This window comes from Streptomyces sp. NPDC057486 (assembly GCF_042802415.1).
GTDB classification, from domain to species: Bacteria; Actinomycetota; Actinomycetes; order Streptomycetales; family Streptomycetaceae; genus Streptomyces; species Streptomyces yanii.
The window spans coordinates 98880-123568 of the sequence record NZ_JBHVEE010000002.1 but is presented as its reverse complement, the minus strand read 5'-3'; the positions used below and the strand labels follow the sequence as shown (position 1 = coordinate 123568).

Sequence of the window (24689 nt, the reverse complement as noted above, 5' to 3'; positions counted from 1 at the left end):
CGGCCATCGTTCGTCGGGAGGGGCGGGGAGCCGGGAGGGTCAGTTGGCGGTCCAGCCGCCGTCCATGGAAAGGGAGGTGCCGGTGATGTGTGAGGTACCCGGCCCGCACAGCCAGAGCACCGCCCCGGCAACGTCCTCGGGTTCGATCAGGCGCTTGATGGCACTGCGTTCCAGCATCACCTTGCCCACCACCTCCTCCTCCGTGATGCCATGGGTACGGGCCTGGGCCGCGATCTGGTTCTCGACCAGGGGCGTGCGTACGTAGCCGGGGTTGACGCAGTTGCTGGTCACTCCGTGCGGTGCTGCTTCCAGGGCGACCACCTTGCTGAGTCCCTCCAGTGCGTGCTTGGCCGACACGTAGGCCGATTTGTACGGACTGGCGCGCAGCCCGTGGACGGAGGAGATGTTGACGACACGCCCCCAGCCGCGTTCGTACATGCCGGGCAGGGTGCGGCGCAAGATGCGGAACGGTGCTTCCACCATGACGCGGTGGATCAGGGCGAAGCGGTCCGGCGGGAATTCGTGCACGGGGGCCACATGCTGCAGCCCTGCATTATTGACCACCAGGTCCGCGTCGTCCGGCAGGGAGTCCACCGCCTCGGGCACGGACAGATCGACGACCCAGGCCGTTCCGCCGATCCGCTCCGCCAGTTCTTCCGCCGCGTCGGCTGCCTTGTCCACGACGTACACATGGGCGCCCGCGGCGGCGAGAGCCTGCGCGCAGGCCTGTCCGATACCGCTCGCCGCACCGGTCACCAGGGCGGTACGGCCGGCGAGGGACCGGTCTGCGGGCGGGGGGACGGTGAGCGGTGCGGGCCCGGGTTCCGGGCGTTGGGGAGTCTCCATGGTCGTCACCGTAAGGAGGCGGAAGCCCACGTCACACGGGGTCGGTGCACACACCGTCGCGTATCGGCATGGTGGCGGCGTACATGGTGCGAGGCAGGGCGCGGAACCCGTCGGCGCCTGTCGTCGAGCCCGGGTCGGGCCCGGGTTCGACGACGGGCGCTCAGTGGGCCGCGTCCAGCGTCGCCCGCTGCTCCGCCGTCAGCTCCAGGTCCACCGCGGCCAGGCTCTCGTCCAGCTGTGTCACCGAGGAGGCGCCGACCAGCGGGACGAACGGGACGTCGCCGCCGATGAGCCAGGCCAGGACCACCTGGTTGACGGTCGCCCCGGTCTGTTCGGCCACCGCCCGCAGCGCCGCCTGCCGGGCCGGTGTGCCCGGATGGTCGAACTCCGGGCCCAGCGGCTTGTCCGCCCGGACATAGGCACCGGCCAGGAGCGGCGAGTAGGCGACCGGCACAAGGGCGGGTTCGGCCCGCAGATAGCTGAGCAGGTCCCCGGAGAGCACACCCTCCTGGCCGTCCGGGGACCGCAGGCCGGGCAGGTCCGTGCGCTGCCGCAGATAGCTGTGGTGGTACTGGAGCACCTCGTATCCCGGCAGTCCGGCGGCCGCGGCGAGGGTCCGGGCCCGCTCCACCTGCCACGCCCAGTGGTTGCTCACGCCCAGCAGGCCGACGGTCCCTTCGGTCACCAGTTCGCCGAAGGCCTCGACGGTCTCGCTCATCGGCACGCTCCGGTCCTGCACGTGTGCGTACAGCAGGTCCAGCTTCTCGACGCCGAGGTGTTCCCGGCTCCGCTCCGCGGACTCCCGGATCGCCTTCGGCGAAAGCCCTTCGATGTCGTGGGTGAAGCCGGTGGCGGGGGCGTTCGGCCGGGCACCGAGCTTGGTGGCGATGACGATCTCGTCGCCGACACCGCGGCTCCGGCGCCATCGGCCGAGCAACTGCTCGCTCTCCCCGCCCTGGCTGCCGTCGACCCAGAACGCGTAGTTGTTCGACGTGTCGATGAAGGTGCCGCCGGCCTCGGCGTACCGGTCGAGGATGGCGAAGGATGTCGCCTCGTCGGTGGCTGTGCCCATCAGCATGGCACCGAGGCTGAGCACGCTGACCTCGCGGCGGCTCTTCGGGTCCGTGCCGATCGTGCGGTACCGCATGTCTGTCCCCTCCCAACAGCCCGTCTCGGGTGCGGGCGTTGATGACCGGGAGTCTGTATGTTCGAGCACACTCGATGTCAATCCCGCTTCCCACCGGCGCTGGTGCTGCGACCGGAAGGGTTCACCGGCTCGCACTGGCGACGCAAGAGCGGCGTCGCACACAGCGGGGTCCGAGGGATGTCAGCCCGCCCCATGGGCCGGGGCGGCCCGGACTCCTATGTTCCGGCAGCAGTCCGTACGTCCGCGCGTCCGCACGTTCCGAACAGGGAGGCCCCCGTGCGCCCATCCATCCTGCGACGCCTGCTCCGGAGCATCGCGTCCACCGCTGTCCTCGGTGTCGTCGCGGCGACACCGAGCACCGCGGCCGCAGCCCCGCCCGCCGCTGCCGCCGGTGGCCTCCAGCAGGTCACCGGCTTCGGCTCGAACCCCGGCAATCTGCAGATGTACGAGTACGCCCCCGCCGGTCTGCCCACGGGCGCCCCCCTCGTGATCGCCCTGCACGGCTGCACGCAGACGGCGAACGACTACTACACCAACTCGGGCTGGCCGAAATACGCCGACCTGTGGAAGTTCGCCGTGGTCTTCCCGCAGACCACCTCCGCGAACAACTCACTCTCCTGCTTCGGCTGGTTCGATCCGGCCGAGGACACCAGGGGCAAGGGCGAGGCCGCCTCCATCGTGCAGATGGTGGAGCACGCGAAGCAGCAGTACGGCTCGGACGGCCGCCGGGTGTACGTCACCGGGCTCTCGGCGGGCGGCGGAATGACCGCCGATCTGCTGGCCGCCTACCCGGACGTGTTCGCGGGCGGGTCCGTGGCCTCCGGTCTGCCCGCCCAGTGCGCAACCAGCCAGGCGGCCGCTTCCGGCTGCCAGACCGGCCCGCAGAAGCTGACCCCGGCCCAGTGGGGCGACAAGGTCCGCGGCTCCTACCCCGGCTACTCGGGTCCGTGGCCGCGCGTGGCCATCTGGCAGGGCACGTCCGACTACACGGTGTATCCCGCCAATGCCACCGCCCTGCGTGACCAGTGGACCGATGTCTGGGGCATCGGTCAGACCCCCTCCAGCACCACCACCCTGCCCGGGAACACCACCCGGAGCGTCTACAACGACGCCTCCGGGCAGCCGGCCGTGGAGACGTACTCCGTCTCAGGCATGGGCCACGGCTTGGCCGTCTCCCCGGGCTCCGGAACCGATCAGTGCGGGAGGACCGCCGCATACTTCCTGAGCTCGATCTGCTCGACCTACCACACGGGCGTCTTCTGGGGGCTGGACCAGGGCTCACCGGGCGGTGGCGGCGAGGACCCACTGCCTGCGCCCTCCGGCCTGACGGTCACCGGTGTCACCGGGACCAGCGCCTCGCTGTCCTGGGACGCCGTCGCGGGAGCCTCCTCGTACGCCGTCTACCGCGACGGCAGCAAGGTCGCCCAGCCCACGTCGACGGCGTTCACCGACACGGGGCTGTCCGCCGGGACCGCGTACCGCTACACGGTGGCCGCGGTCGACGCCTCGGGCGCGGTCGGCGGGGTCTCGTCCCAGGTGACGGCGACCACGACCTCGGGAGCGACCGGCACCTGCTACACGGCGACCAATTACGCGCAGGTGGCGGCGGGCAGGGCGCACACGACCGGCGGCTACGTGTACGCCAACGGCTCGGAGCAGAACATGGGGCTGTACAACGTGTTCGTCACGCACACCCTGCGGGAGTCACCGGCGGGCTGGTTCGTCATCGCCGACACCGGCTGTACCGCCTGAGGGTCCGGGAGCTCCGCGGTGCAGCCCGGGGGCTGTGCCGGGCTGCACCTCGCGCCTGTCGGCCAGTTGTTGATGGCGAACCAACTGGCTTACCCGACCGTCAGTCCTCCGGCGGGAAGACCACCTCGCCCGAATCGGCCAGCGTCAGCGTGATCGCTTCGACGGGACATCCTTCCGCCGCCGCGAGCACCCGCTCGTTGGCATCGGTCTCCGGATCGCCCGGGTGGGACTGCCGGGCGGAGTCCAGCCGGAAGCCGTCCGGAGCGTGGTTCACGCACATCCCGGAGCCGATGCAGACGCTCCGGTCGACCTCCACATGCCAGCGGTCCCCCATCACCCCTCCTGCGGGCCGGGCTGCGCGGGCCGGTACCCGGCGGGCAGATGGATCATCTTGTGCTCGAAGTACTCGCCGTACCCCTCGGGTCCGAACTCCCGCCCCAGGCCGGAGTTCTTGTAGCCGCCGAACGGCCCGAGCATGTCGAGACTGAAGGTGTTCACGCTGTACGTGCCCGTCCTCACCCGGCGGGCGACGTCGATGCCTCGCTCGGTGTCGGCGGTCCAGACACTGCCGCTGAGCCCGTACTCGGAGTCGTTGGCGATCTTCACCGCCTCCGCCTCGTCGCCGTACGGCAGCAGGCAGACGACCGGCCCGAAGATCTCCTCGCGGGCGATGCGCATGGAGTTGTCGACGGATCCGAAGAGAGTCGGCTCGACGTACCAGCCGCGCTCCTGGGAGGCCGGACGGCCGCCGCCCGTAAGGATCTTGGCGCCTTCCTCCTGGCCGATCCGGATGTAGTCGAGGGAGCGCTGCTGCTGGCGCCGCGCGACCAGGGGGCCGAGTTCGGTGGCGGGGTCGAGCGGGTCGCCGACCTTCAGCGCACCCGCCGCGGCGGCGAACGCCTCGGCGATCTCGTCGTAGCGGGAATGCGGGACGAGGATGCGGGTCTGGGCGACGCACGCCTGGCCGTTGATCATCCAGGCGAACGGGACGATGCCCGCGACGGCCGTGTCCAGATCGGCGTCGGGAAGGATGACAGCGGCGGACTTGCCACCGAGCTCCAGGGTGACACCGGTGAGGTTCCGTGAGGCGACCTCCATGACCCGACGGCCCGCCGCGACCGAGCCGGTGAACGACACCTTGTCGACGCCCGGATGGCCGACCAGGTACTCGCTCACCTCGCGGTCCGCCGGAAGGATCGACAGCACCCCTTCGGGGAGCCCGGCCTCGGCGGCGATCTCGGCCAGGATGTAGGCGTCCAGGGGTGATTCGGGCGAGACCTTGAGCACGGCGGAGCAGCCTGCCAGGAGCGCGGGCGCGAGCTTGGCGGCGGCGGTGAACTGCGGGACATTCCACGGCACGACGGCCGCGACCACCCCGACCGGCTCCCGGCGCACCAGCAGCGGCCCGAGGACGCCGTCGCGGCGCTCCTCGTACGGGAAGGTGCCGGCGACGGTGATCGCCGCGTCCCACACCATCATCGCGGCGAGCGCCTGCACCATCACGCTGGAGCTGTACGGAGTTCCGTTCTCGGAGCTGATGACGCGGGCGATCTCCTCGTAGCGAACGGCGAACGCGTCCTTGATCCGCGTGATCACCTCGATCCGCTCGTTCAGGGACGCGCGCGGCCAGGGTCCTTCGTCGAAGGCCCGGCGGGCGGCGGCGACAGCCCGGTCCACATCCGCTTCACAGGCGTGCGGCACCCGGCCGATGACCTGCTCGGTGTGGGGCGATATCACCTGGATGACGTCCTGGCCGAGCGGATCGACCAACTCCCCGCCGATGAACAGTTTTCCGTGTTCCACAAGCTCGGTCATGGCTGCTGCCTCCCGCGACCCGGCACGTACCGACTCCACACCCGATGTCATATCTGACTCTGTGTCAGAACTGATACCAGTTCCAGTTCCAGGAGTCCACGCCCCGGACAGGGCCACTGCAACACCCCTGCAGGGATGGTCGACTTGGGCTACTAATGAAACAAGTTCTCGTTACAGTGGGGGTGGCACAGCGCGGCCAGGGGCCGACGCGAGAGATGGGGAGCCCATGACACAGGTGACCGAGCACGGCGGCGGCGTGTGGTCCATCAAGGTCCCGATCCCGGACAACCCGCTCGGCCACACCCTGGTGCATGTCCTCGACACCGATCGCGGGCCGGTCCTCGTCGACACCGGCTGGGACGACCCCGACGCCTGGGACACCCTGGCCGCCGGAGTCGCCGCCGTGGGTGTGGACATCGCCGGCATCCACGGCGTGGTCATCACCCACCACCATCCCGACCACCACGGACTCTCCGGACAGGTCCGCGAGGCGTCGGGGGCGTGGATCGCGATGCATGCCGCGGACACGGCGATCGTGCGCCGTACCCGTGAGTCCGAACCGGGCACCTGGCTGACCTACCTGGCGGCGAAGCTCGCCGCGGCCGGCGCACCCGAGGAGCACCTCGCCCCGCTGCGCGCCGCCCGCACGGGCGGCCGGATGCGCACGCTCCCCGGACTGCGCGCCGCCCTTCCGGACCGCGAGATCGTCCCCGGCGAGCTGCTCGACCTCGCGGGCCGGCGGCTCCGGGCGATCTGGACGCCGGGCCACACCCCCGGCCATGTCTGCCTGCACCTGGAGGAGGACCATCCGGCCGATCTGCCCGGCCGCGGCCGCCTCTTCTCCGGCGACCATCTGCTGCCCGGGATCAGCCCCCACATCGGGCTGTACGAAGACCCGGACGACGCGGCGGTCACCGACCCCCTGGGCGACTACCTGGACTCACTGGAGCGCATCGGCCGGCTCGGGGTCGCCGAGGTGCTGCCCGCCCACCAGCACGCGTTCACGGACGCGGCGGGGCGCGTACGGGAACTCCTCGACCATCACGAGGAGCGGCTGACCGGACTGCTCGCTCTGCTCGCCACCCCGTTGACGCCGTGGCAACTGGCCGAGCGGATGGAGTGGAACCGGCCCTGGGAACAGATCCCGTACGGCTCGCGGAACATCGCCGTCTCCGAGGCGGAGGCCCATGTGCGCCGGCTGGTGAAGCTGGGGCGCGCGGAGGCGGTGCCGGGCAGCGGGCCGGTGACGTACGTCGCGGTGTGAGGCGGCCCTCCGCCCGGAAGGGGCGGGCTATGCCCCGGTAGAATGTGCGAGTCGTCATCATGCCCGTTCAGGGGGAAGCCGGTGCAAATCCGGCACTGACCACGCAACCGTGAGCCGCCGACACAGCGGTGAGTCGGGCTGCCCTGTCCGCGGTCGTGACCGGCTCGCGTCACCGGAACCCCGGTGACCGGCACCGTCGAGGAATACGGGGCCGGAGCCTGGTGCCTGTGTGTGCCTGTGCCCGGTTCCCCACAGGAGAGGCCCAGCCCGCCATGACCGTACGCCGCAGCGCAGCAGCGCTCGCCGCCACCGCCACCGTGCTCTGTGCGGCCGCTGCCCCGGCCGCGGTCGCGGCGCCGTCTCCCTCCCCCACCCCGTCCGTCGCGCTGCCCTCCGGGCTGTACGGCACCAAGGACCCGACGTACGACGGGGTCTGGCGGCAGTCGCTGGCGTTCCTCGCCCAGCGCATCGAGGGGGTCGTGCCCGCGACGAAGTCGGTGGACTGGCTGATCGCCCAGCAGTGCGCGAACGGCGCCTACGCCTCGTACCGCGCCGATGTCTCCAAGCCGTGCGACGCCAAGACCATGCTGGACACCAATGCGACCGCCGCCGCGGTGCAGGCGCTGGCGGAAATCGGCGGGCACGGCGACATCGTCAACAACGGCGTCCGCTGGCTGAAGTCCATCCAGAACGAGGACGGCGGCTGGGGCTACAACCCGGGCTCCCCCAGCGACGCCAACTCCACCTCCGTCGTGATCGGCGCGCTGGCCCGGCAGGGCCAGCGGATCGGCGACATGACGAATCCGGGCGGCAAAACCCCGTACGACGCGCTGCTCGCGCTCGCGATCCCGTGCGGCGACAAGGACGGCGGCGCGTTCGCGTACCAGCCCGACAAGGCCGGGAAGCTCGCCGCGAACGCGGATGCCACCGCGGCCGCCGTACTCGGCTCGATGGGCAAGGGACTGGCCGCCGGGGACAACGCCGCGGTCGAGGGCAAGCCGCCGGCCTGCGGGACGAGCGACGTCGTCAAGCCGGAGCAGGCCGCCCGGAACGGCGCCTTCTACCTCGCGGACGCCCTCGCGAAGAACGGCAACCACCTGAACCTGCCGCCGATGCCGGGCGCCGACGACACCACCCCGCAGCCCGACGTCGGCAACACCGCGGACGCGGTCGTCGCCCTGGCCTCGGCCGGCCACAAGAACAAGGCGGCCGGCGCGGTCGGCTGGCTGCAGAAGAACTCCAGGAGCTGGGCCGAGGAGGGCGGCCCCGCCGCCTACGCCCAGCTGGTCCTGGCCGCGCACGCGACCGGCGCCGACGCCCACGACTTCGGCGGCGTCGACCTGATCCGGGAGCTGAACGCGAGCGGACCCGCGCCCGCCGCCGTCATCACGCCCAGTGAGACCCCGGACGACTTCTCGGCCGAGGCCGGCACCAGCGACGACGCCGGTCTCGGGGTGTGGTGGCTGGTCGGTATCGGCCTCGCCGCCGGTGCGGGCATCGGCTTCCTGATCAGCAGCCGCCGGAAGCCCCAGCAGCCGTGAACCGAGCGGGAAATCGTGCGGGGAATGCGTTCGGCGGACGGGTGGCCGTCGCGCTGCTGCTGGTGCTCGGCGCCGCTCTGACCGTGCTCGGCGCGGGCACCGCCCATGCGGCCGGCTACCGCTACTGGTCGTTCTGGGAGGGCAAGGGGTCCGGCTGGGCCTATGCCACCCAGGGCCCCTCGCTCGTCCGGCCCGCCGACGGGTCAGTGCAGGGCTTCCGGTTCTCCGTGAGCGAGGACTCCCAGGACTCGGCGAAGCCGCGCCGCACCCCCGACTTCGCGACCGTCTGCGCGGACACCCCCGCCAAGGGCGGCACCAAGCGCGTCGCGCTCGTCATCGACCCCGGCGCGCCGGCGGACGCCCCGGCCGGGGAGACACCGCCCGCGCTGCGCACCGCCTGCGCGCAGGTGGCCCCCGGGGCGAGCACCGCCGAGGCGCTCGCCTCGGTGGCCAAGCCGCTGCGCTACAACAGCGATGCCCTGCTCTGCGCGATCTCCGGCTACCCCGCCTCGGGGTGCGGCGAGCAGGTCTCCGGCGGCGGGCACACGGCGTCCGCCTCTCCCTCGTCCACCCACCCCGGGAACGGGCGCAGCGGTCCGTCCACCGGGGTGCTCGTCGGGCTCGGTGCCGTCCTGCTGCTCGGCATCGCCGCCGTCCTGCAGGCCCGCCGCCGACGCGGATGACCGCCTCCCCGGGCGCCGCCCGGCTCAGCCATGCACTGCGGGCGCCCGCAGCGACCCGCAGCAATGCCCTGCCCGCCGGGGCCTGGTGGCTGTGGGCGCTCGGGCTGGCCACCGCCGCGTCCCGGACCAGCAATCCGCTGCTGCTCGGACTGCTGGTGGGCGTGGCCGGGTATGTCGTGGCGGCGCGCCGGACGGACGCGCCGTGGGCGCGTTCGTACGGGGCGTTCATCAAGATCGGGCTGTTCGTCGTCGCCGTTCGGCTGCTGTTCTCCGTCTTCCTCGGCTCGCCGATCCCCGGTACGCACCTGGTGTTCACTCTCCCCGAAGTCCCGCTGCCGGACTGGGCGCAGGGCGTCAGGATCGGCGGCCGGGTCACCGCCGAGCAGCTGCTCTTCGCGCTGTACGACGGGGCGAAGCTGGCCACGTTGCTGATCTGCGTCGGCGCGGCGAACGCGCTCGCCAACCCGGCCCGGCTGCTGAAGTCGCTGCCGGGTGCGCTGTACGAGGCGGGAGTCGCCGTCGTGGTCGCGATGACGTTCGCGCCGAACATGGTCGCCGATGTGGCGCGCCTGCGCACCGCACGCCGGCTGCGGGGCCGCCCGACCGGGGGCATCCGGGCCGTTCTGCAGATCGGACTGCCGGTGCTGGAGGGTGCGCTGGAGCGGTCGGTGGCGGTGGCGGCGTCGATGGACGCGCGCGGGTACGGGCGTACGGCGCAGGTCCCGCCCGCCGTCCGGCACACCACGAACGTCCTCACCCTCGGCGGTCTGCTGGGGGTCTGCGCGGGTACCTACGGCCTGCTGGCCTCGCAGGGTGCGGTCTTCGGGCTGCCGCTGCTGCTCGCCGGGCTCGTCGCCGCTGCGGCCGGGCTGCGGCTCGGCGGCGCCCGCTCGGTCCGTACCCGCTACCGGCCCGACCGGTGGGGTGTGCGGGCCTGGCTGGTGGCGGGGTCGGGTGCGGTGGTCGCGGCGGCGATGATCCTGGCGGGCAGCGTCGACCCGGAGGCGCTGCACCCCGGGGTCGTCCCCCTGGTCGCGCCGGTGTTCCCGCTGTGGCCCGCTGCGGCGGTGCTGATCGGGTTGCTGCCCGCGGTGGTGGCGCCCGCGCCACCACCGGCGGGTGGTCCGGCCGGCGCTCCCGTCGCGCACTCCGAGAAGGGACAGTGATGATCCGGTTCGAGCAGGTCTCGGTGCAGTTCGAGGGCATGGCGCACCCCACCCTGTCCGGCGTCGATCTGACGGTCCCAGAGGGCGAGTTGGTGCTGCTCGTCGGTCCGTCGGGGGTCGGCAAGTCGACGCTGCTGGGGGCCGTCTCCGGTCTCGTGCCGCACTTCACGGGCGGCACGCTGCGCGGCCGGGTCACGGTCGACGGCCGCGACACCCGTACCCACAAACCACGCGAACTCGCCGATCTGGTCGGCACGGTGGGCCAGGACCCGCTCTCCCATTTCGTCACCGACACCGTCGAGGACGAGCTGGCGTACGGCATGGAGTCGCTGGGGCTCGCCCCTGACGTCATGCGGCGGCGGGTCGAGGAGACTCTCGACCTGCTGGGCCTCGCGGGACTGCGCGACCGGCCGATCGCCACGCTCTCCGGCGGCCAGCAGCAACGGGTCGCGATCGGCTCGGTGCTGACCCCGCACCCCAAGGTGCTGGTCCTGGACGAACCGACGTCCGCTCTGGACCCGGCGGCGGCCGAGGAGGTCCTCGCGGTGCTCCAGCGACTGGTGCACGACCTGGGCACGACGGTCCTGATGGCGGAGCACCGGCTGGAACGCGTCGTCCAGTACGCGGACCAGGTCGTCCTCCTGCCGTCGCCGGGCGCCGCACCCGTGACGGGTGCGCCCGCCGACGTCATGGCCGTGTCCCCGGTCCACCCGCCGGTGGTCGCGCTGGGACGGCTGGCGGACTGGGAACCGCTGCCGCTCTCCGTGCGTGATGCGCGACGCCGGGCGACCGGGCTGCGGGAACGGCTGGCGTCGGCCGAGCCGCCGTCGGCCGTCCCGTCGGCGGCGCCCGCCGCCCCGGCACCGCTGCCCGACGCCCCGGTACGGCGTGGGCTGTTCGGACGCCGTCGCGCACCCGGTGCAGAGCCCGCTCCGGGTCCCGCGGGGGAAGCAGCCGTCCGGGCCGAGGGTCTGGGGGTGCGGCGCGGTCGCGTCGAGGCGCTACGCCGGGTGACGTTCTCCGTCACGCCCGGCGAGACCGTCGCCCTGATGGGCCGCAACGGCGCGGGCAAGTCCACACTGCTCGCCACCCTCGTCGGCACGGTCGAGCCCACGGCCGGCACCGTTCACGTGGGCGGCCTGGCTCCGCACCGTACGCCGCCGCGCGACATGGTGCGCCGGGTCGGACTCGTACCGCAGGAACCGCGCGATCTGCTCTACGCGGACACGGTCGCCGCCGAGTGCGCGACGGCTGACACGGACGCGGGCGCCGCGGCGGGCAGCTGCCGGGCCCTGGTCTCCGAGCTGCTGCCGGACGTGCCGGACGACACCCACCCGCGCGACCTCTCCGAGGGGCAGCGCCTCGCCCTGGCTCTGGCGATCGTGCTGACCGCGCGCCCCCCGCTGCTGCTGCTCGACGAGCCGACGCGTGGTCTGGACTACGCGGCGAAGGCCCGCCTGATACGCGTGCTGCGCGGTCTGGCCGCCGAGGGTCATGCGATCGTCCTGGCGACCCACGATGTGGAGCTCGCCGCCGAGCTGGCCCACCGGGTGGTGATCCTCGCCGACGGGGAGATTGTCGCTGACGGGCCGACCCGGCAGGTCGTGGTCTCGTCCCCGGCGTTCGCACCGCAGACCGCGAAGATTCTCGCCCCGCAGGAGTGGCTGACCGTGCCGCAGGTGCGCGCGGCACTGGGGGCGGAGGCATGAAGCACCGGGAACGGACCGTACGAGCGGCCGAAACACCGGGGGCCCGGCGCACGGTCGACCGGCAGGCGCGGGCGGTGCGGCTCGGGCCGCGTGCGATCGCCGCGCTCCTCCTGATCAGCGCGATCGGTGTCGTCGCCATCGGCTGGCCGCTGCTGGCCGGCGCGGACTCGGGCCTCGCGCACTCCCAGGACGCGCCCTGGCTGTTCGCCGCACTGCTTCCGCTGCTGGTCGGGGTGGTCGTCGCGACGATCGCGGACTCCGGCCTGGACGCGAAGGCGGTGGCGATGCTGGGTGTGCTCGCCGCGGTCGGCGCCGCGCTGCGCCCGCTCGGCGCGGGGACGGCGGGCCTGGAGCCGATGTTCTTCCTGATGGTGCTGAGCGGCCGGGTGCTCGGCCCGGGCTTCGGGTTCGTGCTCGGCTCGGTGACGATGTTCGCGTCCGCGCTGCTCACCGGCGGGGTGGGCCCGTGGCTGCCGTTCCAGATGCTGTCGATGGGCTGGTTCACCATGGGCGCCGGGCTGCTGCCGGGCCCGGACCGGCTGCGCGGGCGGGCCGAGCTGCTGATGCTCGCGGCCTACGGAGGTGTGGCGGCGTTCGCGTACGGCACGGTGATGAACCTGTACGGCTGGACGATCGTGCCGGGCCTCGGCTCGGGCATCTCCTTCCATCCCGGTGATCCGCTGACCGAGAACCTGGTCCGCTTCCTCGCGTACTGCCTGGCCACTTCGCTGGGCTGGGACCTGGGACGGGCCGTGCTGACCGTGGCGCTGACCCTCGTCGTCGGCGGGACGTTGCTGAAGGCACTGCGCCGGGCCACGCGGCGTGCGGCCTTCGAGGCCCAGGTCACCTTCGACGCCCCGAAGGCGTGAGGGCCCCCGCAGGGCCTTGGTCCTGCACCATCGGGAGCAGTAGCCGTTCCACCCCGGAACTGTGTCGTTCGCCCGCACCGTCCCAGCCCGGCCTCGCGCCACCCGCCCGTCGCAAGGCCACCGTCGCCGGAGCCGCCGTGCTCCTCGGCGCCACCGGCCCGGCGCTCGGCGTCACCCCGGCCACGGCCGCACCGGCGTCCGCGCCGACGGCCGCCGCCGGCCCGCCGTCGGCTCCGGGTCCGGCCCGGTCCGATCAGCGGTGACGCCGTCCCGCTGCGGTGACCGTGTCGAACCAGCGGACGATCTGCGGGCCGGACTTCATGAAGGTCCCGTTGTGATCGGTCGTCCCTTGGTCGATGACCGGAACTCGCGTGCCGTGCGCGGCAAAGTCATCCGCGCAGTTGAGGGAGTTGGCGATCGCCACGTCCCGGTCGCCGGCTGACGAGTAGAGCCGCACGGGCACCTCGGGCTTCCAGTCGCACTGACCGTCCTGGGCGTTCAGTACGTCGCGCAGCACCCCCGCCGGATGCTGCAGGTCCTGATAGGCCTCGTCGGTGAGGAGTTCCTTCAGCGTGCCGGGCAGCGCCGGGATGATGTCCTCCTCGAAGTGGTGGGTGTCGAAGAGGCTCTCGACGATGTCCGCGTACGGCTCGCGGAAGAACTCCGAGGGGTCCTTGTAGAGCGGGTGCAGCCGGTTCTGCGCGGTAAGGAAGTACGACATGTAGAAGACGGCGCTGATGTCGTTGATCCGGCCGTCGAACAGGGCGGGCGTCTCCGCGCCCCGGAGGTCGTACGGCCCCGAGACCGGTGCCAGCGCCCGCAGCCTGAAGTGCCGGTCCGCGCCGTCGGCGAGGGCCTTGGCCAGAGCCGTCGCGACCTGGCCGCCCTGGGAGAAACCGCTGGCGTACACCTCTCCGGTGAGGGGGCGCCCCAGCTCCCGCGCCGCGGTGCGGGAGGCGCGCAGCATGTCGAGGGAGGCGGTGACGGAGGACGCGGTGTCCATGTACGGGTGCGGGCCCGGCCCCTTGCCGAGGCCGAGATAGTCGGGGGCGGCGACGGCGCGGCCGGCGGAGGCGTGCAGGTACGGGGCGAAACGGCCGAAGTCCTCACCGACTGAGGGGGCGTAGTCGCGGTGGACCATCGTGCCGTGGGTGTCGGAGACCAGGTCCAGGCGGTCGGCGCCACCCCTGGGGAGGACGAACAGACCGGTGGCGGTGGTGGGTTCGCCCTGCGGGGTGAGGGTGCTGTACGTGAGGCGGTAGGCGTGAACGCCGTAGCGGACGGTGCCCGTGTCCATGCCCGCCGAGGCGAGGAAGGCGCCGACCTCGGTGCGGTCGAGCGTGGCGACGGGCGTGACGGCGAGGAGCGTGCCCCGTCCGGTGGTGGGGGCGGCGTGGGATCCCCCGGCCACCGGTCCGGCCTGCTGGGCCACGGCGGGCGCGGAGCCGAGGGCGGCGAGGGCGATGACCACGGCGACCGCCAGTCCTCGCCGGGCACCACGCCGACCTCCCCGGGGAGAAGGGGTATTGCTGCACGTCCTGCTGTTGTTGTTCTCCATGGCCGTGACGCTATGCATCCGTGAGCGGCGCCGACAGCGGCATGGACCCCCGGCCGGGGTGCACCTGGCACCACCCCCCGGCCGGGGGAATTCCTCACAGCCGCTGGATGATCGTTCCGGTGGCCAGCGCCCCGCCCGCGCACATGGTGATGAGCGCGAACTCCTTGTCGCGACGCTCCAGTTCGTGCAGCGCCGTGGTGATGAGCCGGGCCCCGGTGGCGCCCACCGGGTGGCCGAGTGCGATGGCGCCACCGTTGACGTTGACCTTCGCGAGCCCGTCGAGGTCCCGCTCGAAGACCTGCGCCCAGCTCAGCACCACCGACGCGAACGCCTCGTTGATCTCGACGAGGTCGATGTCCTTGAGCGACATTCCGGCCTTGCCCAGCACCGCGCGGGTCGCGTCGATCGGCCCGTCGAGGTGGAAGTGCGGGTCGGAACCGACGAGCGCCTGGGCGACGATCCGGGCGCGCGGCTTGAGCTTCAGTGCCCGCGCCATCCGCTTGGACGCCCACATGATCGCGCAGGCGCCGTCGGATATCTGCGAGGCGTTGCCCGCCGTGTGGATCGCGGTGGGCATGACCGGCTTGAGCCGGGCGAGCCCCTCCATCGTGGTGTCCCGCAGCCCCTCGTCCCGGTCGACGAGGCGCCACATGCCCTGCCCGGCCGCCTGTTCCTCCTCGGTGGTCGGCACCTGGACCGCGTACGTCTCCCGTTTGAACCGCTCCTCGGCCCAGGCCACGGCTGCCCGCTCCTGCGAGATCAGCCCGAGCGAGTCGACGTTCTCCCGCGTCAGGCCCCGCTTACGGGCGATGCGCTCGGCGGCCTCGAACTGGTTGGGCAGGTCGACGTTCCACTCGTCCGGCCAGGGCTTCCCCGGGCCGTGCTTGGAGCCGCTGCCCAGCGGCACGCGCGACATCGCCTCGACACCGCAGCTGATACCGACATCGATGACTCCGGCCGCGACCATGTTGGCGACCATGTGGGAGGCCTGCTGCGAGGAGCCGCACTGGCAGTCCACGGTGGTGGCGGCGGTCTCGTACGGAAGTCCCACGGTGAGCCAGGCGTTGCGGGCCGGGTTCATGGACTGTTCGCCGGCGTGGGTGACCGTACCGCCGACGATCTGTTCCACGCAGTCGGCGTGGATGCCGGTACGGCCGAGAAGTTCACGGTAGGTCTCGCCCAGCAGGTAGGCGGGGTGCAGATTGGCGAGCGCGCCTCCGCGCTTGCCGATGGGCGTGCGTACGGCTTCGACGATGACGGGTTCCGCGGCCATGAGCTCGTCCTCTCCTCGCGCTTCCGCAGGGGGCGTCCCGGCGCCCGCGGAAGGAACTAGTACGCGTTCTAGTTCTGCCAGCAGTCTTATGAGGCTTACCCCCGGTACGCAAGAGCCGTGCACGCACCTTGCGCGCACAATGGGCGCACCTCGAAGCCCGTGCGCGCCCCCTCGCGCAACAGATCGGGCCGCGACTCTTGCCAGTTGTAGAACTCGTTACTACCTTGCGGGCAACTTCTGATGGGTCGTCAGGCAATGTTCGGACGCCCTCGGACCGACCTGGAGTTGCCGATGTCCTGCCCCCATCTGCCCGAAGGGTTCGACTTCACCGATCCCGACCTGCTCCAAGCCCGCATCCCGCACCCGGAGTTCGCCCGGATGCGGGAGACCGCACCGGTCTGGTGGTGCACCCAGCCGGCCGGTATCTCCGGTTTCGACGACGAGGGCTACTGGGTGGTTACCCGGCATGCGGACGTCAAGTACGTCTCCACACACCCTGAACTGTTCTCCTCCCACACCAACACCGCGGTCATCCGTTTCAACGAGACGATCAGCCGCGACCAGATCGACGTCCAGAAGCTGATCATGCTGAACATGGACCCGCCCGAGCACACCCGGGTCCGCCAGATCGTCCAGCGCGGCTTCACCCCCCGTGCCATCCGCTCCCTGGAACAGGCCCTGCGCAACCGCGCCCGGTCGATCGTCGAGACGGCCCTCGCCTCGGCCGCCGACGACGGCTCGTTCGACTTCGTCACCCGCATCGCCGTCGAACTGCCGCTCCAGGCCATCGCCGAGCTCATCGGCGTACCTCAGGAGGACCGGTCCAAGATCTTCGACTGGTCCAACAAGATGGCGGCGTACGACGATCCCGAGTACGCGATCACCGAAGAGGTCGGCACCGAGGCGGCCATGGAGATCGTCTCGTACGCGATGAACCTGGCAGCGGCACGCAAGGAGTGCCCCGCCAAGGACATCGTCAGCCAGTTGGTCGCCGCGGAGGGCGAGGGCAACCTCTCCTCGGACGAGTTCGGATTCTTCGTGATCCTCCTCGCCGTCGCCGGCAACGAGACCACCCGAAACGCCATCAGCCACGGCATGCACGCCTTCCTCACCCACCCCGAGGAGTGGGAGCGCTACAAGCGCGAGCGCCCGGAGACCGCCGCCGAGGAGATCGTCCGCTGGGCCACCCCCGTGGTCTCCTTCCAGCGGACCGCCACCCAGGACGTCGAACTGGGCGGGCAGCAGATCAAGAAGGGCGAACGGGTCGGGCTGTTCTACTCCTCCGCCAACAACGACCCCGAGGTCTTCGAGAGCCCGGAACTCTTCGACATCTCCCGGGACCCCAACCCCCATCTCGGATTCGGTGGCGGCGGACCGCACTTCTGCCTCGGCAAGTCCCTCGCCGTCATGGAGATCAACCTGATCTTCAACGCGATCGCGGACGTGCTGCCCGATCTGCGGCTGGTCGAGGACCCGCGGCGGCTGCGCTCCGCCTGGCTGAACGGAATCAAGCAGCTCCGGGTCAGTACCTCCGTCGGCTGACCGGCCCGCGGATTCCCGGACGGCGGGGGCCGTCCCTCCCACGCCCCGGCCCCCGCCACCCGTCCGCGCCCCCTCCCCTTCGGCCTCCGCACCCCGGCACAGGCAGTGGACAGCCGTCCGAGGATCATGGCGTCCATGCATGCCCTGCTCTCCGCCTTCGCTCCGATCTGGACACTCACCGCGATCGGCTACGCGGTCGGCCGCAGCGGTCTGCTCGGTGAGCAGGCGGAGGCCGTGCTCGGCCGGTTCGTCTTCCATGTGGCCATGCCCGCGGCGCTGTTCACGATGGTCTCCGGTGCGCGACTGGACGCCTTCGCCAACTCCTCGATGGTGGCCTTCGGGACGGGCACGGCGCTCGTGTCCGCCCTCGGATTCCTGCTCGCCCGGCGCTTCTTCGGCCGCAAGACGGCCGACCAGGCGATCAGCAGCATGGCGTCCGGCTACGTCAACTCCGCCAATCTGGGTATCCCGGTGGCGGTCCAGGTGCTCGGTGACGCATCGTTCGTCGCCCAGATCATCCTCTTCCAGGTACTGCTGGTCTCCCCCGTGATCCTGACGCTGCTGGACACGGGTACGGGGGCGGGCTCCGGAAGGGGTGTCGCGCTGCGGCGGATGGTGACCATGCCCGTACGCAATCCGATCATCATGGCCTCGATGCTCGGCGTCGTCGTCTCCGCGCTCGGGGTGCGGCTGCCGCACGCCCTCGAACACTCCTGTGATCTGCTCGGCGCGGCCGCCGTGCCCACCGCCCTGATCACCCTCGGCCTGTCCCTGCACGGCCGCCCGGATCCGGCAACGGCCGCGACGACGGTGCCCGCGGGGCGTAAGGAGATGAGCCTGGCGGTCGTGCTGAAGACGCTGGTCCAGCCCCTGATCGCCTTCCTGGTCGGCGGCCCGCTGCTGCACCTGCCGGACCACCAGCTACTCGCCGTGGTCCTCTGCTCCGCGCTCCCGACGGCCCAGAACGCCTTCATCTACGCCCGTCAGTACGGCCTGGACACCAGCCTCGCCCGCAACTCCGTGGTGGCGTCCACGGTCGTGTCCATGGCCACGCTGTCGCTGGCCACCTGGGCGCTTGCACCGTCCCGCCACTGAGCCGTTCGAGTGGCGGGACGCCCCGGACAGGCGGATGCTGGAAGACGCGGCGATCCACGCCGGAGGGGTGCCGGGACGATGCGGTTCGTCCCGGCACCCCTTCGGCCCTCAGGGACCGGGATCCGGCTACCCGGGAAGTTTCCACTGCTGTTCGGAGGCTGTTCCACAGGCCCGGATCAGCAGACGCGCGCCGTCCGTGGCGCCGCCCTCGGCGTGCAGGCACAGCGCCGACTTGACGTTGCGCAGGGTGCCGTCGGGCAACGGGGTCCAGGACTGGGCCGGGGTGCCGTTGCACTGGTAGAGCTGGACGGCGGTGCCGTCGGCCGTCGAGCCGTTGCGGACATCCATGCACTTGCCGTACGCGACGAGCGTGCCGTCGCCCGGCACGGTCCAGGTCTGGGCGGGGGTGCCGTCGCAGGCCGAGAGCTGCAGGGCGGTTCCGTCGGCGGAGGAGCCGCCCTCGGGAGCGACGCACCTGCCGCCGATACCGGTGATCGGGCCGGGTACGACGGGTGCCGGAAGGGCTGTGCGCACGGTGTCGGCCAGCTCCACCGGGTCGCCCTCGGGCCGCACCGGGTAGCTCGTGCGCTCCAGGTTCCAGGCGTTGTCCCGCGCGAACCAGTCGATCGCGGCCGGCGGCTGCCCTGTGACCAGGGCCGCGTCCAGGGAGTCGAGGTACATCGTCCAGCGCTTCGCGTAGAAGTCGGAGACCAGTCCCGACCATTCGCGGTTCGCGTAGTCGCGCAGCCCGCCGGATTCACTGCCGGACCGGTCACCCCAGGTGGTGAGGATCGAGCGGGCGTCGAATTCCGCGGCGGCCCGCTCGGCGTCGGTGCGTCCCCAGGACCTGGCGTCCTGCAGCCAGGGCCCCAGCATGAACCGGCTGTCGGTGGCCAGCAGCCGGTCCAGCAGGGCGAGGTCCTGCTTCCACTCGGTGGCCCGCTGCCGGTACAGGGTGAGGTTCTTCCCCTCGTACGCCGCCCTGATCTGCGGCAGCAGCGTGCGGCTGCGGTTGGCCAGGGCCTGCCGGGCCACATCCACCACATCGAATCGGTACGCATCGGACTTCTGCAGCTCCGGGGCAACCTGCAGGAGCTCCGTGAGCGCCCGCTGCACCGTCGACGCGTCATACCGCATGGACGAGGGGCTCCAGCTGGCCGCGGTACCGGCGGTCAGTGAGGGGCGTGCGGTGAAGAGACTGTCCTGGGACTCGCTCCAGCTGCCGGACGGAGTGCTGTAGGGGCCGGTACGCAGCAGTTCCCAGGCCTTGGCGGCGTGCGGGTCGACGCCGCCGTAGCGACGCTCCGCGTAGTCGGCGAACCAGGCCGTCCGGTCCACCGGGCCCGCATGCCAGGCGAGTTCGGTGAACAGCTCGTAGGCAACGGGGTTGCCGCCGGTCCCTTCCGGGAGGTAGGCGATCCCCCGGAGCGCACTGTTCGGCTTGGTGCGCCACTCCTGGAACCGCGCGGTCCAGACAGCGGTGTTGGCGCCCATGGTGGTGTGCCCGCCGAAATTGGGGATGGTGCCGAAGGCATAGGGGGTTCCGTGCCAGGCGGCTTCGCGGTCGAGGCCGTTGTAGCGGTCGGCCAGTCCGTCCACGATGAACAGCTTGCTCCGGTCGACCGCGTCGATGAGCTGAGTGGAGGGATTGCTCTGCCAGCCGAGCAGGACCCAGGTGGCGCCCGGGTGCGCCACCTGCAGGGCGTTCATGACGGCCCGGGCGGCGTCCCCGATGGGCACGTTGCCGGGCTTGCCGCCCTCGTGCAGCAGATCCATCTTGTACAGGGTGGAGTCACCGAACATCGTGCGCTGATGACGGTAGAACGCCTCGGCGACCTTGGGATACATCTCGCTGCGCGGGTCCAACCAGTCCGGCCGTTCGAAGCCGACCCATCCGCCCTGCGGAACCACGGGGCCGGTGGGGTTCCTGTCCGTGAACCCGGGCGGGACCGTGCCGTAGTAGCCGGGCAGGACGGGCGTCATCCCGAGCCGGCGCAGCCGGTCCGCGATCTTGCGGCCGAGCTGTGCGCGCTGCGCCAGCAGCCGGTCCGTGACCGGCCCGCCGAAGCCGGACATGTTCTGCATCAGCCACCACGGCTGGTGCGCCGGGCCCGGTATCCAGGACTTCAGCTGCTCCTTCGTGTACCCGAACTCCTGGAAGGTGTCGTAGTACACGGCGTCCGCGCCCATCTGCACGAAGACCTCGTTGACGCCGTGCAGGGCCAGGACGTCGGTCTGCTTCTCGTAGGAGGCCCAGTCACGGTACGCACCGGAGTAGCCGTCGTCCGTGTCGTTCAGGGCGAACCGGTGCGGCACCGAGGCGTCCTGGCGGATGGTCCCGCTGGGCGCGGGGAGCTTCTTCGGCAGCCTTGACGTGCTGTCACCGGGCCAGCCGATGTCCACCTTGGCCGTGTATTTCAGGTACCAGTTGACGCCGCTGAGCAGCACGGCGGGGGTGGTGCCCTGGATGCGCACCTTGCCGGTGGTGCCGGACACGGTGAAGTAGTCGCCGGAGGCGGGGCGGTTCACCGGCACCAGGTCGAACTGCGAGACATGGTGCGGCAGCAGGCGGGCCAGCGCCTCCTCGGCCGGTTCGGGGGCGAAGGCCGGCGTGCCACGAGGGGCCGATGGCGGCCCGGTTTCCGCAGTGGCGACGGGGGCGCTCAGGACCGTGGCGACGACAGCGAGGGCAGCCGTGCAGGCGACGGCCCAGGATCTGAGGCTTCTCAAGGGTGACCTCGTCCGGTGAAGGGATGCGGGAGTTGCCAGGACGTGTACCGGTGCTCATCAGACTTAGTAACGGAGCATTCGTTAATATGAGTTGGGTGTCATGTGGCCGTCAAGAGGACGGGCGGTCCGGGTTCCCGGCTTGCTGGATACAGTGCCGACAGCACGGTGGGGCAAGGGAGTTGACGCATATGCCAGTCGGGAGAGCCGCGGCCACCGGTCCGCACGTCCTTCGCCGGATGAATGTCGCCGCGGTCCTGGCCGCACTGCGGGAGGGCGACGCTCCGACCGCCCGCGTCACCGACCTCGCCTCGCTCACCGGCCTTTCACGGCCCGCGGTGACGAGGGCGCTGACCGAGCTGAGGGACTGCGGCCTGGTGGAGTTCACCGCGGCCGCCGGGTCCCCGCAGCTCGGCCGACCGGCCCAGTACGCCAGGTTCCGCGCCGAGTCGGGGTACGTCGCCGGAGTCGACATCGGCCCCCACAAGGTGCTGGTGATGATCGCGGACCTGGCGGGCCAGGTGCTGGCCTCCCATCGCGCGACCGTGGACCCGGGCGCGGCCGGGCCCCAGCTCTTCGCCACGGTGCGGAGCGCACTGACCGCGGCAGCGGCCGAGGCTGGGGTACCGCTGTCGGACCTGTGGGCCGTGAGTGCGGGCACCCCCGGCATCGTCGACCGCGAACGCGGCGAGGTGCTGCTGGCCCCCAGCATCCCCGACTGGGCCGGGCTGCCGGCGGTTTCGCTGCTGCGCGACTGGCTGCACTGCCCCGTGACCATCGACAACGACGTGAATCTCGCCGTGCTCTCGGAACGCCGAAGCGGCGCGGCGGCCGGTACCGGCGCAGGTGCGCGTGCGGGCACCGACTGCCTGGTCTTCGTCCAGTGGGGCCGCCGGATCGGCACCGGCATCGTCATCGACGGCAGGCCCTACCGGGGCAATTCGGCCGCGGCCGGTGAGCTGGGCTTCATCGACCTGGTGCGCGATCCGGACGCCCCTCCGGGACCGCGTCCGGCCGACGGCATGGGACCGTTCGAGCAGCTCGTCGGCGCCGAGGCGATTCACCGGCTGGCCCTGGAGGCGGGGGTGGCGGTCGGTGACGCCCACGACATCGCACCGCTCTTCACGGCGGCCCGGGCGGGCGACCCGGCGGCCGTCGGCGTGGTGGACCGGGTGGCCGCCCGCTTCGCCCGAGGGCTGGCCGCACTGGTGCTGGTGCTCGATCCCGGCCGGATCGTCATCGGCGGCGGGGTGTCACGGGCCGGGGACGTCCTCCTCGACCCCGTGCGCAGGCACCTGCGGTCGCACACCCTGGTACCGGTCGCCGTGGACGCCTCCGGGTCGGGCGAGCGGGCGGTCGCCCTGGGTGCGGTGCGACGTGCCCTCGACGTCGCCGAGGAACGCGTGACGGCGTCGTACCAGGGTCTCGGCTGACGAAGGCCTCGGCCCACGACCTCCCACCGCCCCGGCCCCTGCGGAGCAGGACCGGGTGCGGCCCGGTCAGCGCTTGCTGCCCACCGCCTCGCCGGTCTCCTCCGGCACGTGTTCCGTGGATGTCGTGCCGTCCGCCCCGTGCGTCGGCCCCGCCACGGGTTGCAGTCTCCGCGGCCCCGCCAGGACGTGTGTCAGCAGGAATCCGGTCCCGATGACCAGCGCCCCGCCCACCGCGTCGAGCACCCAGTGGTTGGCCGTGGCGACGATCGCGGAGACCGTGAACAGCGGGTGCAGCAGCCCGAGCGCCTTCATCCACGCCTTCGGGGCCAGCATCACGATCATGATGCCGCACCAGAGCGACCAGCCGAAGTGCAGCGAGGGCATCGCCGCGTACTGGTTGGTCATCGAGGTCAACGTCCCGTAGTCGGGCTTCGCGAAGTCCTGGACGCCATGGACCGTGTCGATGAAGCCGAGCCCGGGCATCAGCCGCGGCGGGGCCAGCGGGTAGAGCCAGAAGCCGAGGAGTGCGACCAGGGTGGCGAAGCCGAGGGTGGAGCGGGCCCAGCGGTAGTCCGCGGGGCGGCGTACGTACAGCACACCCAGGATCGTCAGCGGCACGATGAAGTGGAACGTCGAGTAGTAGTGGTCGAAGAAGTCCCGCAGCCAGCCGGTGCGGACGACCGCGTGGTTGGCCCAGTGCTCGATGTCGATGTGCAGCCACTGTTCGAGCGAGTGGATCTGCCGTCCGTGCTCCTCGGCGGTGGCGCGGCCGGCCGTGGCCGCGAGCCTGACCTGTCCGTAAGCGGAGTAGACGACCCGGATCAGCAGAAGTTCGAGCAGCAGATTGGGGCGGCTGAGCACCCGCCGCCAGAACGGCAGCAACGGTACGCGGCTCCAGCGGGCCGGAACCGGGGCCGCGTAGTCCGTGGGGACCGGGTGCTGCCAGTACGGCGAGGTTCGCGGCAGGAACGGTGCGGCGCAGGCCGCGCCGAGTGCCGCCAGGAGCAGCACGTTGTCCCGTACCGGGTAGACGACCGGGAGGTTCGGCAGCAGTACCTTCCCGGGCAGGGTGAGCACGAGCACCACGACGGCCGGCCACACCAGCCGCTCGGAGGCGCGGGTACCGGCCCGGCCGACGACGGCGAGAAGCACCCACAGCAGCTGGTGCTGCCAGGCGGTCGGCGAGACGGCGACGGCGACGCAGCCGGTCACGGCGACGGCGAGGAGCAGCTGGCCGTCCTGCGCGTAGCGTATGGCGCGGCGCAGCCCGACGTAGCAGACGGCGGCGGCCAGCAGCAGGAACAGCACGATCTCGAGCGGGCCCGCAAGGCCGAAGCGGAGCAGCGCGCCGTGCAGGGACTGGTTGGCGAGGCTGTCCGCGCCGTCTCCGAGCCCGGTGCCCGCGACATGGTGCACCCAGTACGTGACCGAGTCGTTCGGCATCGCGGCCCAGGCCAGGGCGGTGCACGCGGCGAACGCGCCACCGCCCGTCACGGCGGCCCGGCGGCGTCCGGTGAACCAGAACAGGGCGGCGAAGAGCAGCATGGTCGGCTGGAGCGCGGCGGCGATCCCGATCAGTGCACCGGATGCCCGTTCCCCACGGGCCGCAAAGCAGCCCAGGAGCACCAGCAGGACCGGCAGAATGCTGGTCTGGCCGAGGTGGAGGGCGTTACGGACCGGAAGGGACAGCATGAGCAGGCTGATCGCGACGGGTGCGGCCAGCAGCGAGGTGCGGCGGGAGACGGGTCCCGGCAGGGCGCGCGCCGCGACGATGCCGAGGACGGCGACGAGCAGCAGCGAACCGAAGGTCCAGGCGACACCGAGGCTCTGTTCGGCCGTACGCGTCAGTGGCTTCAGCACCAGTCCGGCGAAGGGGGTGCCGGTGAAGCGGTCGGTGTCGTACAGCGAGCCCGCCACATGCAGTACGCCGTTCTCGCCGATCCAGGTCTCCAGGTCGGTGAGCCGTTCACCGGGTGGCTGCCGAAGCACCACCGCCATCTGCCGCCCCGCCAGCACTGCGACGACCAGCCAGAGCACGGCCCGGGCAGCCCCGGTCCTCGCCCCGGTCACCGCGCTTCCGCGCACACTGTGCTCCGCATTCGCCACGCTGCGCCGACCCTCCCACCGTCCAACCGCCGTCCCTCGACGCGGGACGTGCTGTGAAACCTTCGCATTGCGCTATGAGATAGACACAATCAACCCCTTCTTCGCCTGACTGTCATCCCGCCCTTTTTCGAGAGAACGCCGGAGAGCCTGGTCGAGCCCGGAC

Annotated in this window: 18 protein-coding genes and 1 riboswitch; of the genes, 10 read left to right on the top strand and 8 right to left on the bottom strand. The window is 71.6% G+C overall.

The features are described 5' to 3' along the window. Positions 1-39 precede the first annotated feature (39 nt). Positions 40-846, bottom strand: coding sequence for a 3-hydroxybutyrate dehydrogenase (locus tag ACFU6I_RS02145; RefSeq protein WP_384360408.1), 807 nt, complete (start codon positions 844-846; stop codon positions 40-42). A gap of 160 nt (positions 847-1006) precedes the next feature. Further along, the gene (locus tag ACFU6I_RS02140) at positions 1007-1993 is read right to left on the bottom strand and encodes an aldo/keto reductase (RefSeq protein ID WP_384360406.1); all 987 of its coding nucleotides are present in this window, start codon (positions 1991-1993) and stop codon (positions 1007-1009) included. A gap of 276 nt (positions 1994-2269) precedes the next feature. Here ACFU6I_RS02140 and ACFU6I_RS02135 point away from each other — a divergent pair, with 276 nt between their 5' ends. Beyond that, the gene (locus ACFU6I_RS02135; RefSeq protein ID WP_384360404.1) at positions 2270-3745 is read left to right on the top strand and encodes a PHB depolymerase family esterase; all 1476 of its coding nucleotides are present in this window, start codon (positions 2270-2272) and stop codon (positions 3743-3745) included. Between the two features lie 100 nt (positions 3746-3845). On the opposite strand, the gene ACFU6I_RS02130 is transcribed toward ACFU6I_RS02135, so the two are convergent. Together ACFU6I_RS02130 and ACFU6I_RS02125 are read right to left on the bottom strand one after the other, a co-directional pair. After that, positions 3846-4079 carry a ferredoxin gene (locus ACFU6I_RS02130; protein WP_358859555.1) on the bottom strand — a complete coding sequence of 78 codons (234 nt, stop codon included), beginning with the start codon at positions 4077-4079 and terminating at the stop codon, positions 3846-3848. After that, entirely contained in the window at positions 4079-5560 is a 1482-nt protein-coding gene (locus tag ACFU6I_RS02125) for an aldehyde dehydrogenase (RefSeq protein WP_384360402.1), read from the bottom strand. Before ACFU6I_RS02125 ends, ACFU6I_RS02130 begins: the two co-directional genes overlap by 1 nt. A gap of 226 nt (positions 5561-5786) precedes the next feature. Here ACFU6I_RS02125 and ACFU6I_RS02120 point away from each other — a divergent pair, with 226 nt between their 5' ends. From ACFU6I_RS02120 to ACFU6I_RS02095, 6 genes are all read left to right on the top strand, one after another. After that, positions 5787-6824, top strand: a complete 1038-nt coding sequence (locus ACFU6I_RS02120) for an MBL fold metallo-hydrolase (protein ID WP_384360400.1) — start codon at positions 5787-5789, stop codon at positions 6822-6824. Positions 6825-6855: 31 nt separating this feature from the next. Beyond that, a riboswitch (cobalamin riboswitch) is annotated at positions 6856-6990 on the top strand. 106 nt (positions 6991-7096) lie between these two features. Continuing rightward, positions 7097-8365 (top strand): prenyltransferase/squalene oxidase repeat-containing protein, encoded by a 1269-nt coding sequence (locus tag ACFU6I_RS02115; protein WP_384360398.1) that lies wholly within the window; start codon positions 7097-7099, stop codon positions 8363-8365. A gap of 41 nt (positions 8366-8406) precedes the next feature. After that, the gene (locus ACFU6I_RS02110) at positions 8407-9048 is read left to right on the top strand and encodes an SCO2322 family protein (protein ID WP_384360396.1); all 642 of its coding nucleotides are present in this window, start codon (positions 8407-8409) and stop codon (positions 9046-9048) included. After that, entirely contained in the window at positions 9045-10214 is a 1170-nt protein-coding gene (locus ACFU6I_RS02105; RefSeq protein ID WP_384360394.1) for an energy-coupling factor transporter transmembrane protein EcfT, read from the top strand. The genes ACFU6I_RS02110 and ACFU6I_RS02105 overlap by 4 nt, the downstream gene beginning before the upstream one ends. Continuing rightward, on the top strand, positions 10214-11923 hold the full coding sequence (locus ACFU6I_RS02100; protein WP_358859561.1) for an ATP-binding cassette domain-containing protein: 1710 nt from the start codon (positions 10214-10216) through the stop codon (positions 11921-11923). Before ACFU6I_RS02105 ends, ACFU6I_RS02100 begins: the two co-directional genes overlap by 1 nt. After that, the gene (locus tag ACFU6I_RS02095; protein ID WP_384360392.1) at positions 11920-12792 is read left to right on the top strand and encodes an ECF transporter S component; all 873 of its coding nucleotides are present in this window, start codon (positions 11920-11922) and stop codon (positions 12790-12792) included. The genes ACFU6I_RS02100 and ACFU6I_RS02095 overlap by 4 nt, the downstream gene beginning before the upstream one ends. A 253-nt stretch (positions 12793-13045) precedes the next feature. Here ACFU6I_RS02095 and ACFU6I_RS02090 read toward each other — a convergent pair whose 3' ends face one another. Next, positions 13046-14350 carry an alpha/beta hydrolase gene (locus ACFU6I_RS02090; protein WP_384360390.1) on the bottom strand — a complete coding sequence of 435 codons (1305 nt, stop codon included), beginning with the start codon at positions 14348-14350 and terminating at the stop codon, positions 13046-13048. 94 nt (positions 14351-14444) lie between these two features. After that, complete coding sequence (locus tag ACFU6I_RS02085) at positions 14445-15623, bottom strand: steroid 3-ketoacyl-CoA thiolase (RefSeq protein WP_345512972.1); 1179 nt, start codon at positions 15621-15623, stop codon at positions 14445-14447. A gap of 291 nt (positions 15624-15914) precedes the next feature. Here ACFU6I_RS02085 and ACFU6I_RS02080 point away from each other — a divergent pair, with 291 nt between their 5' ends. Both ACFU6I_RS02080 and ACFU6I_RS02075 read left to right on the top strand, forming a co-directional pair. Then, positions 15915-17165: a cytochrome P450 gene (locus ACFU6I_RS02080; RefSeq protein ID WP_384360387.1), complete on the top strand. Its 1251-nt coding sequence runs from the start codon at positions 15915-15917 to the stop codon at positions 17163-17165. A 126-nt stretch (positions 17166-17291) separates the two neighbouring features. Next, positions 17292-18260 carry an AEC family transporter gene (locus ACFU6I_RS02075; protein ID WP_384360385.1) on the top strand — a complete coding sequence of 323 codons (969 nt, stop codon included), beginning with the start codon at positions 17292-17294 and terminating at the stop codon, positions 18258-18260. 126 nt (positions 18261-18386) lie between these two features. Here the strand turns inward: ACFU6I_RS02075 and ACFU6I_RS02070 are convergent, their stop codons facing one another. Further along, the gene (locus ACFU6I_RS02070; protein ID WP_384360383.1) at positions 18387-20990 is read right to left on the bottom strand and encodes an alpha-N-acetylglucosaminidase TIM-barrel domain-containing protein; all 2604 of its coding nucleotides are present in this window, start codon (positions 20988-20990) and stop codon (positions 18387-18389) included. A 188-nt stretch (positions 20991-21178) separates the two neighbouring features. On the opposite strand from ACFU6I_RS02070, the gene ACFU6I_RS02065 reads away from it, so the two are divergent. Beyond that, entirely contained in the window at positions 21179-22420 is a 1242-nt protein-coding gene (locus tag ACFU6I_RS02065) for an ROK family transcriptional regulator (protein ID WP_384360381.1), read from the top strand. 66 nt (positions 22421-22486) lie between these two features. On the opposite strand, the gene ACFU6I_RS02060 is transcribed toward ACFU6I_RS02065, so the two are convergent. Further along, the gene (locus ACFU6I_RS02060) at positions 22487-24457 is read right to left on the bottom strand and encodes a bifunctional glycosyltransferase 87/phosphatase PAP2 family protein (protein ID WP_384360592.1); all 1971 of its coding nucleotides are present in this window, start codon (positions 24455-24457) and stop codon (positions 22487-22489) included. Positions 24458-24689 lie beyond the last annotated feature (232 nt).

Excerpts from the sequence above, each read along its gene's own strand:
- ACFU6I_RS02145 (WP_384360408.1), bottom strand. The coding sequence starts at position 846 with ATGGAGACTCCCCAACGCCCGGAACCCGGGCCCGCACCGCTCACCGTC.
- ACFU6I_RS02065 (WP_384360381.1), top strand. The coding sequence starts at position 21,179 with ATGCCAGTCGGGAGAGCCGCGGCCACCGGTCCGCACGTCCTTCGCCGG.
- ACFU6I_RS02100 (WP_358859561.1), top strand. The coding sequence starts at position 10,214 with ATGATCCGGTTCGAGCAGGTCTCGGTGCAGTTCGAGGGCATGGCGCAC.
- ACFU6I_RS02085 (WP_345512972.1), bottom strand. The coding sequence starts at position 15,623 with ATGGCCGCGGAACCCGTCATCGTCGAAGCCGTACGCACGCCCATCGGC.
- ACFU6I_RS02120 (WP_384360400.1), top strand. The coding sequence starts at position 5,787 with ATGACACAGGTGACCGAGCACGGCGGCGGCGTGTGGTCCATCAAGGTC.
- ACFU6I_RS02130 (WP_358859555.1), bottom strand. The coding sequence starts at position 4,079 with ATGGGGGACCGCTGGCATGTGGAGGTCGACCGGAGCGTCTGCATCGGC.
- ACFU6I_RS02140 (WP_384360406.1), bottom strand. The coding sequence starts at position 1,993 with ATGCGGTACCGCACGATCGGCACGGACCCGAAGAGCCGCCGCGAGGTC.
- ACFU6I_RS02075 (WP_384360385.1), top strand. The coding sequence starts at position 17,292 with ATGGCGTCCATGCATGCCCTGCTCTCCGCCTTCGCTCCGATCTGGACA.
- ACFU6I_RS02125 (WP_384360402.1), bottom strand. The coding sequence starts at position 5,560 with ATGACCGAGCTTGTGGAACACGGAAAACTGTTCATCGGCGGGGAGTTG.
- ACFU6I_RS02115 (WP_384360398.1), top strand. The coding sequence starts at position 7,097 with ATGACCGTACGCCGCAGCGCAGCAGCGCTCGCCGCCACCGCCACCGTG.
- ACFU6I_RS02090 (WP_384360390.1), bottom strand. The coding sequence starts at position 14,350 with ATGGAGAACAACAACAGCAGGACGTGCAGCAATACCCCTTCTCCCCGG.
- ACFU6I_RS02080 (WP_384360387.1), top strand. The coding sequence starts at position 15,915 with ATGTCCTGCCCCCATCTGCCCGAAGGGTTCGACTTCACCGATCCCGAC.
- ACFU6I_RS02095 (WP_384360392.1), top strand. The coding sequence starts at position 11,920 with ATGAAGCACCGGGAACGGACCGTACGAGCGGCCGAAACACCGGGGGCC.
- ACFU6I_RS02105 (WP_384360394.1), top strand. The coding sequence starts at position 9,045 with ATGACCGCCTCCCCGGGCGCCGCCCGGCTCAGCCATGCACTGCGGGCG.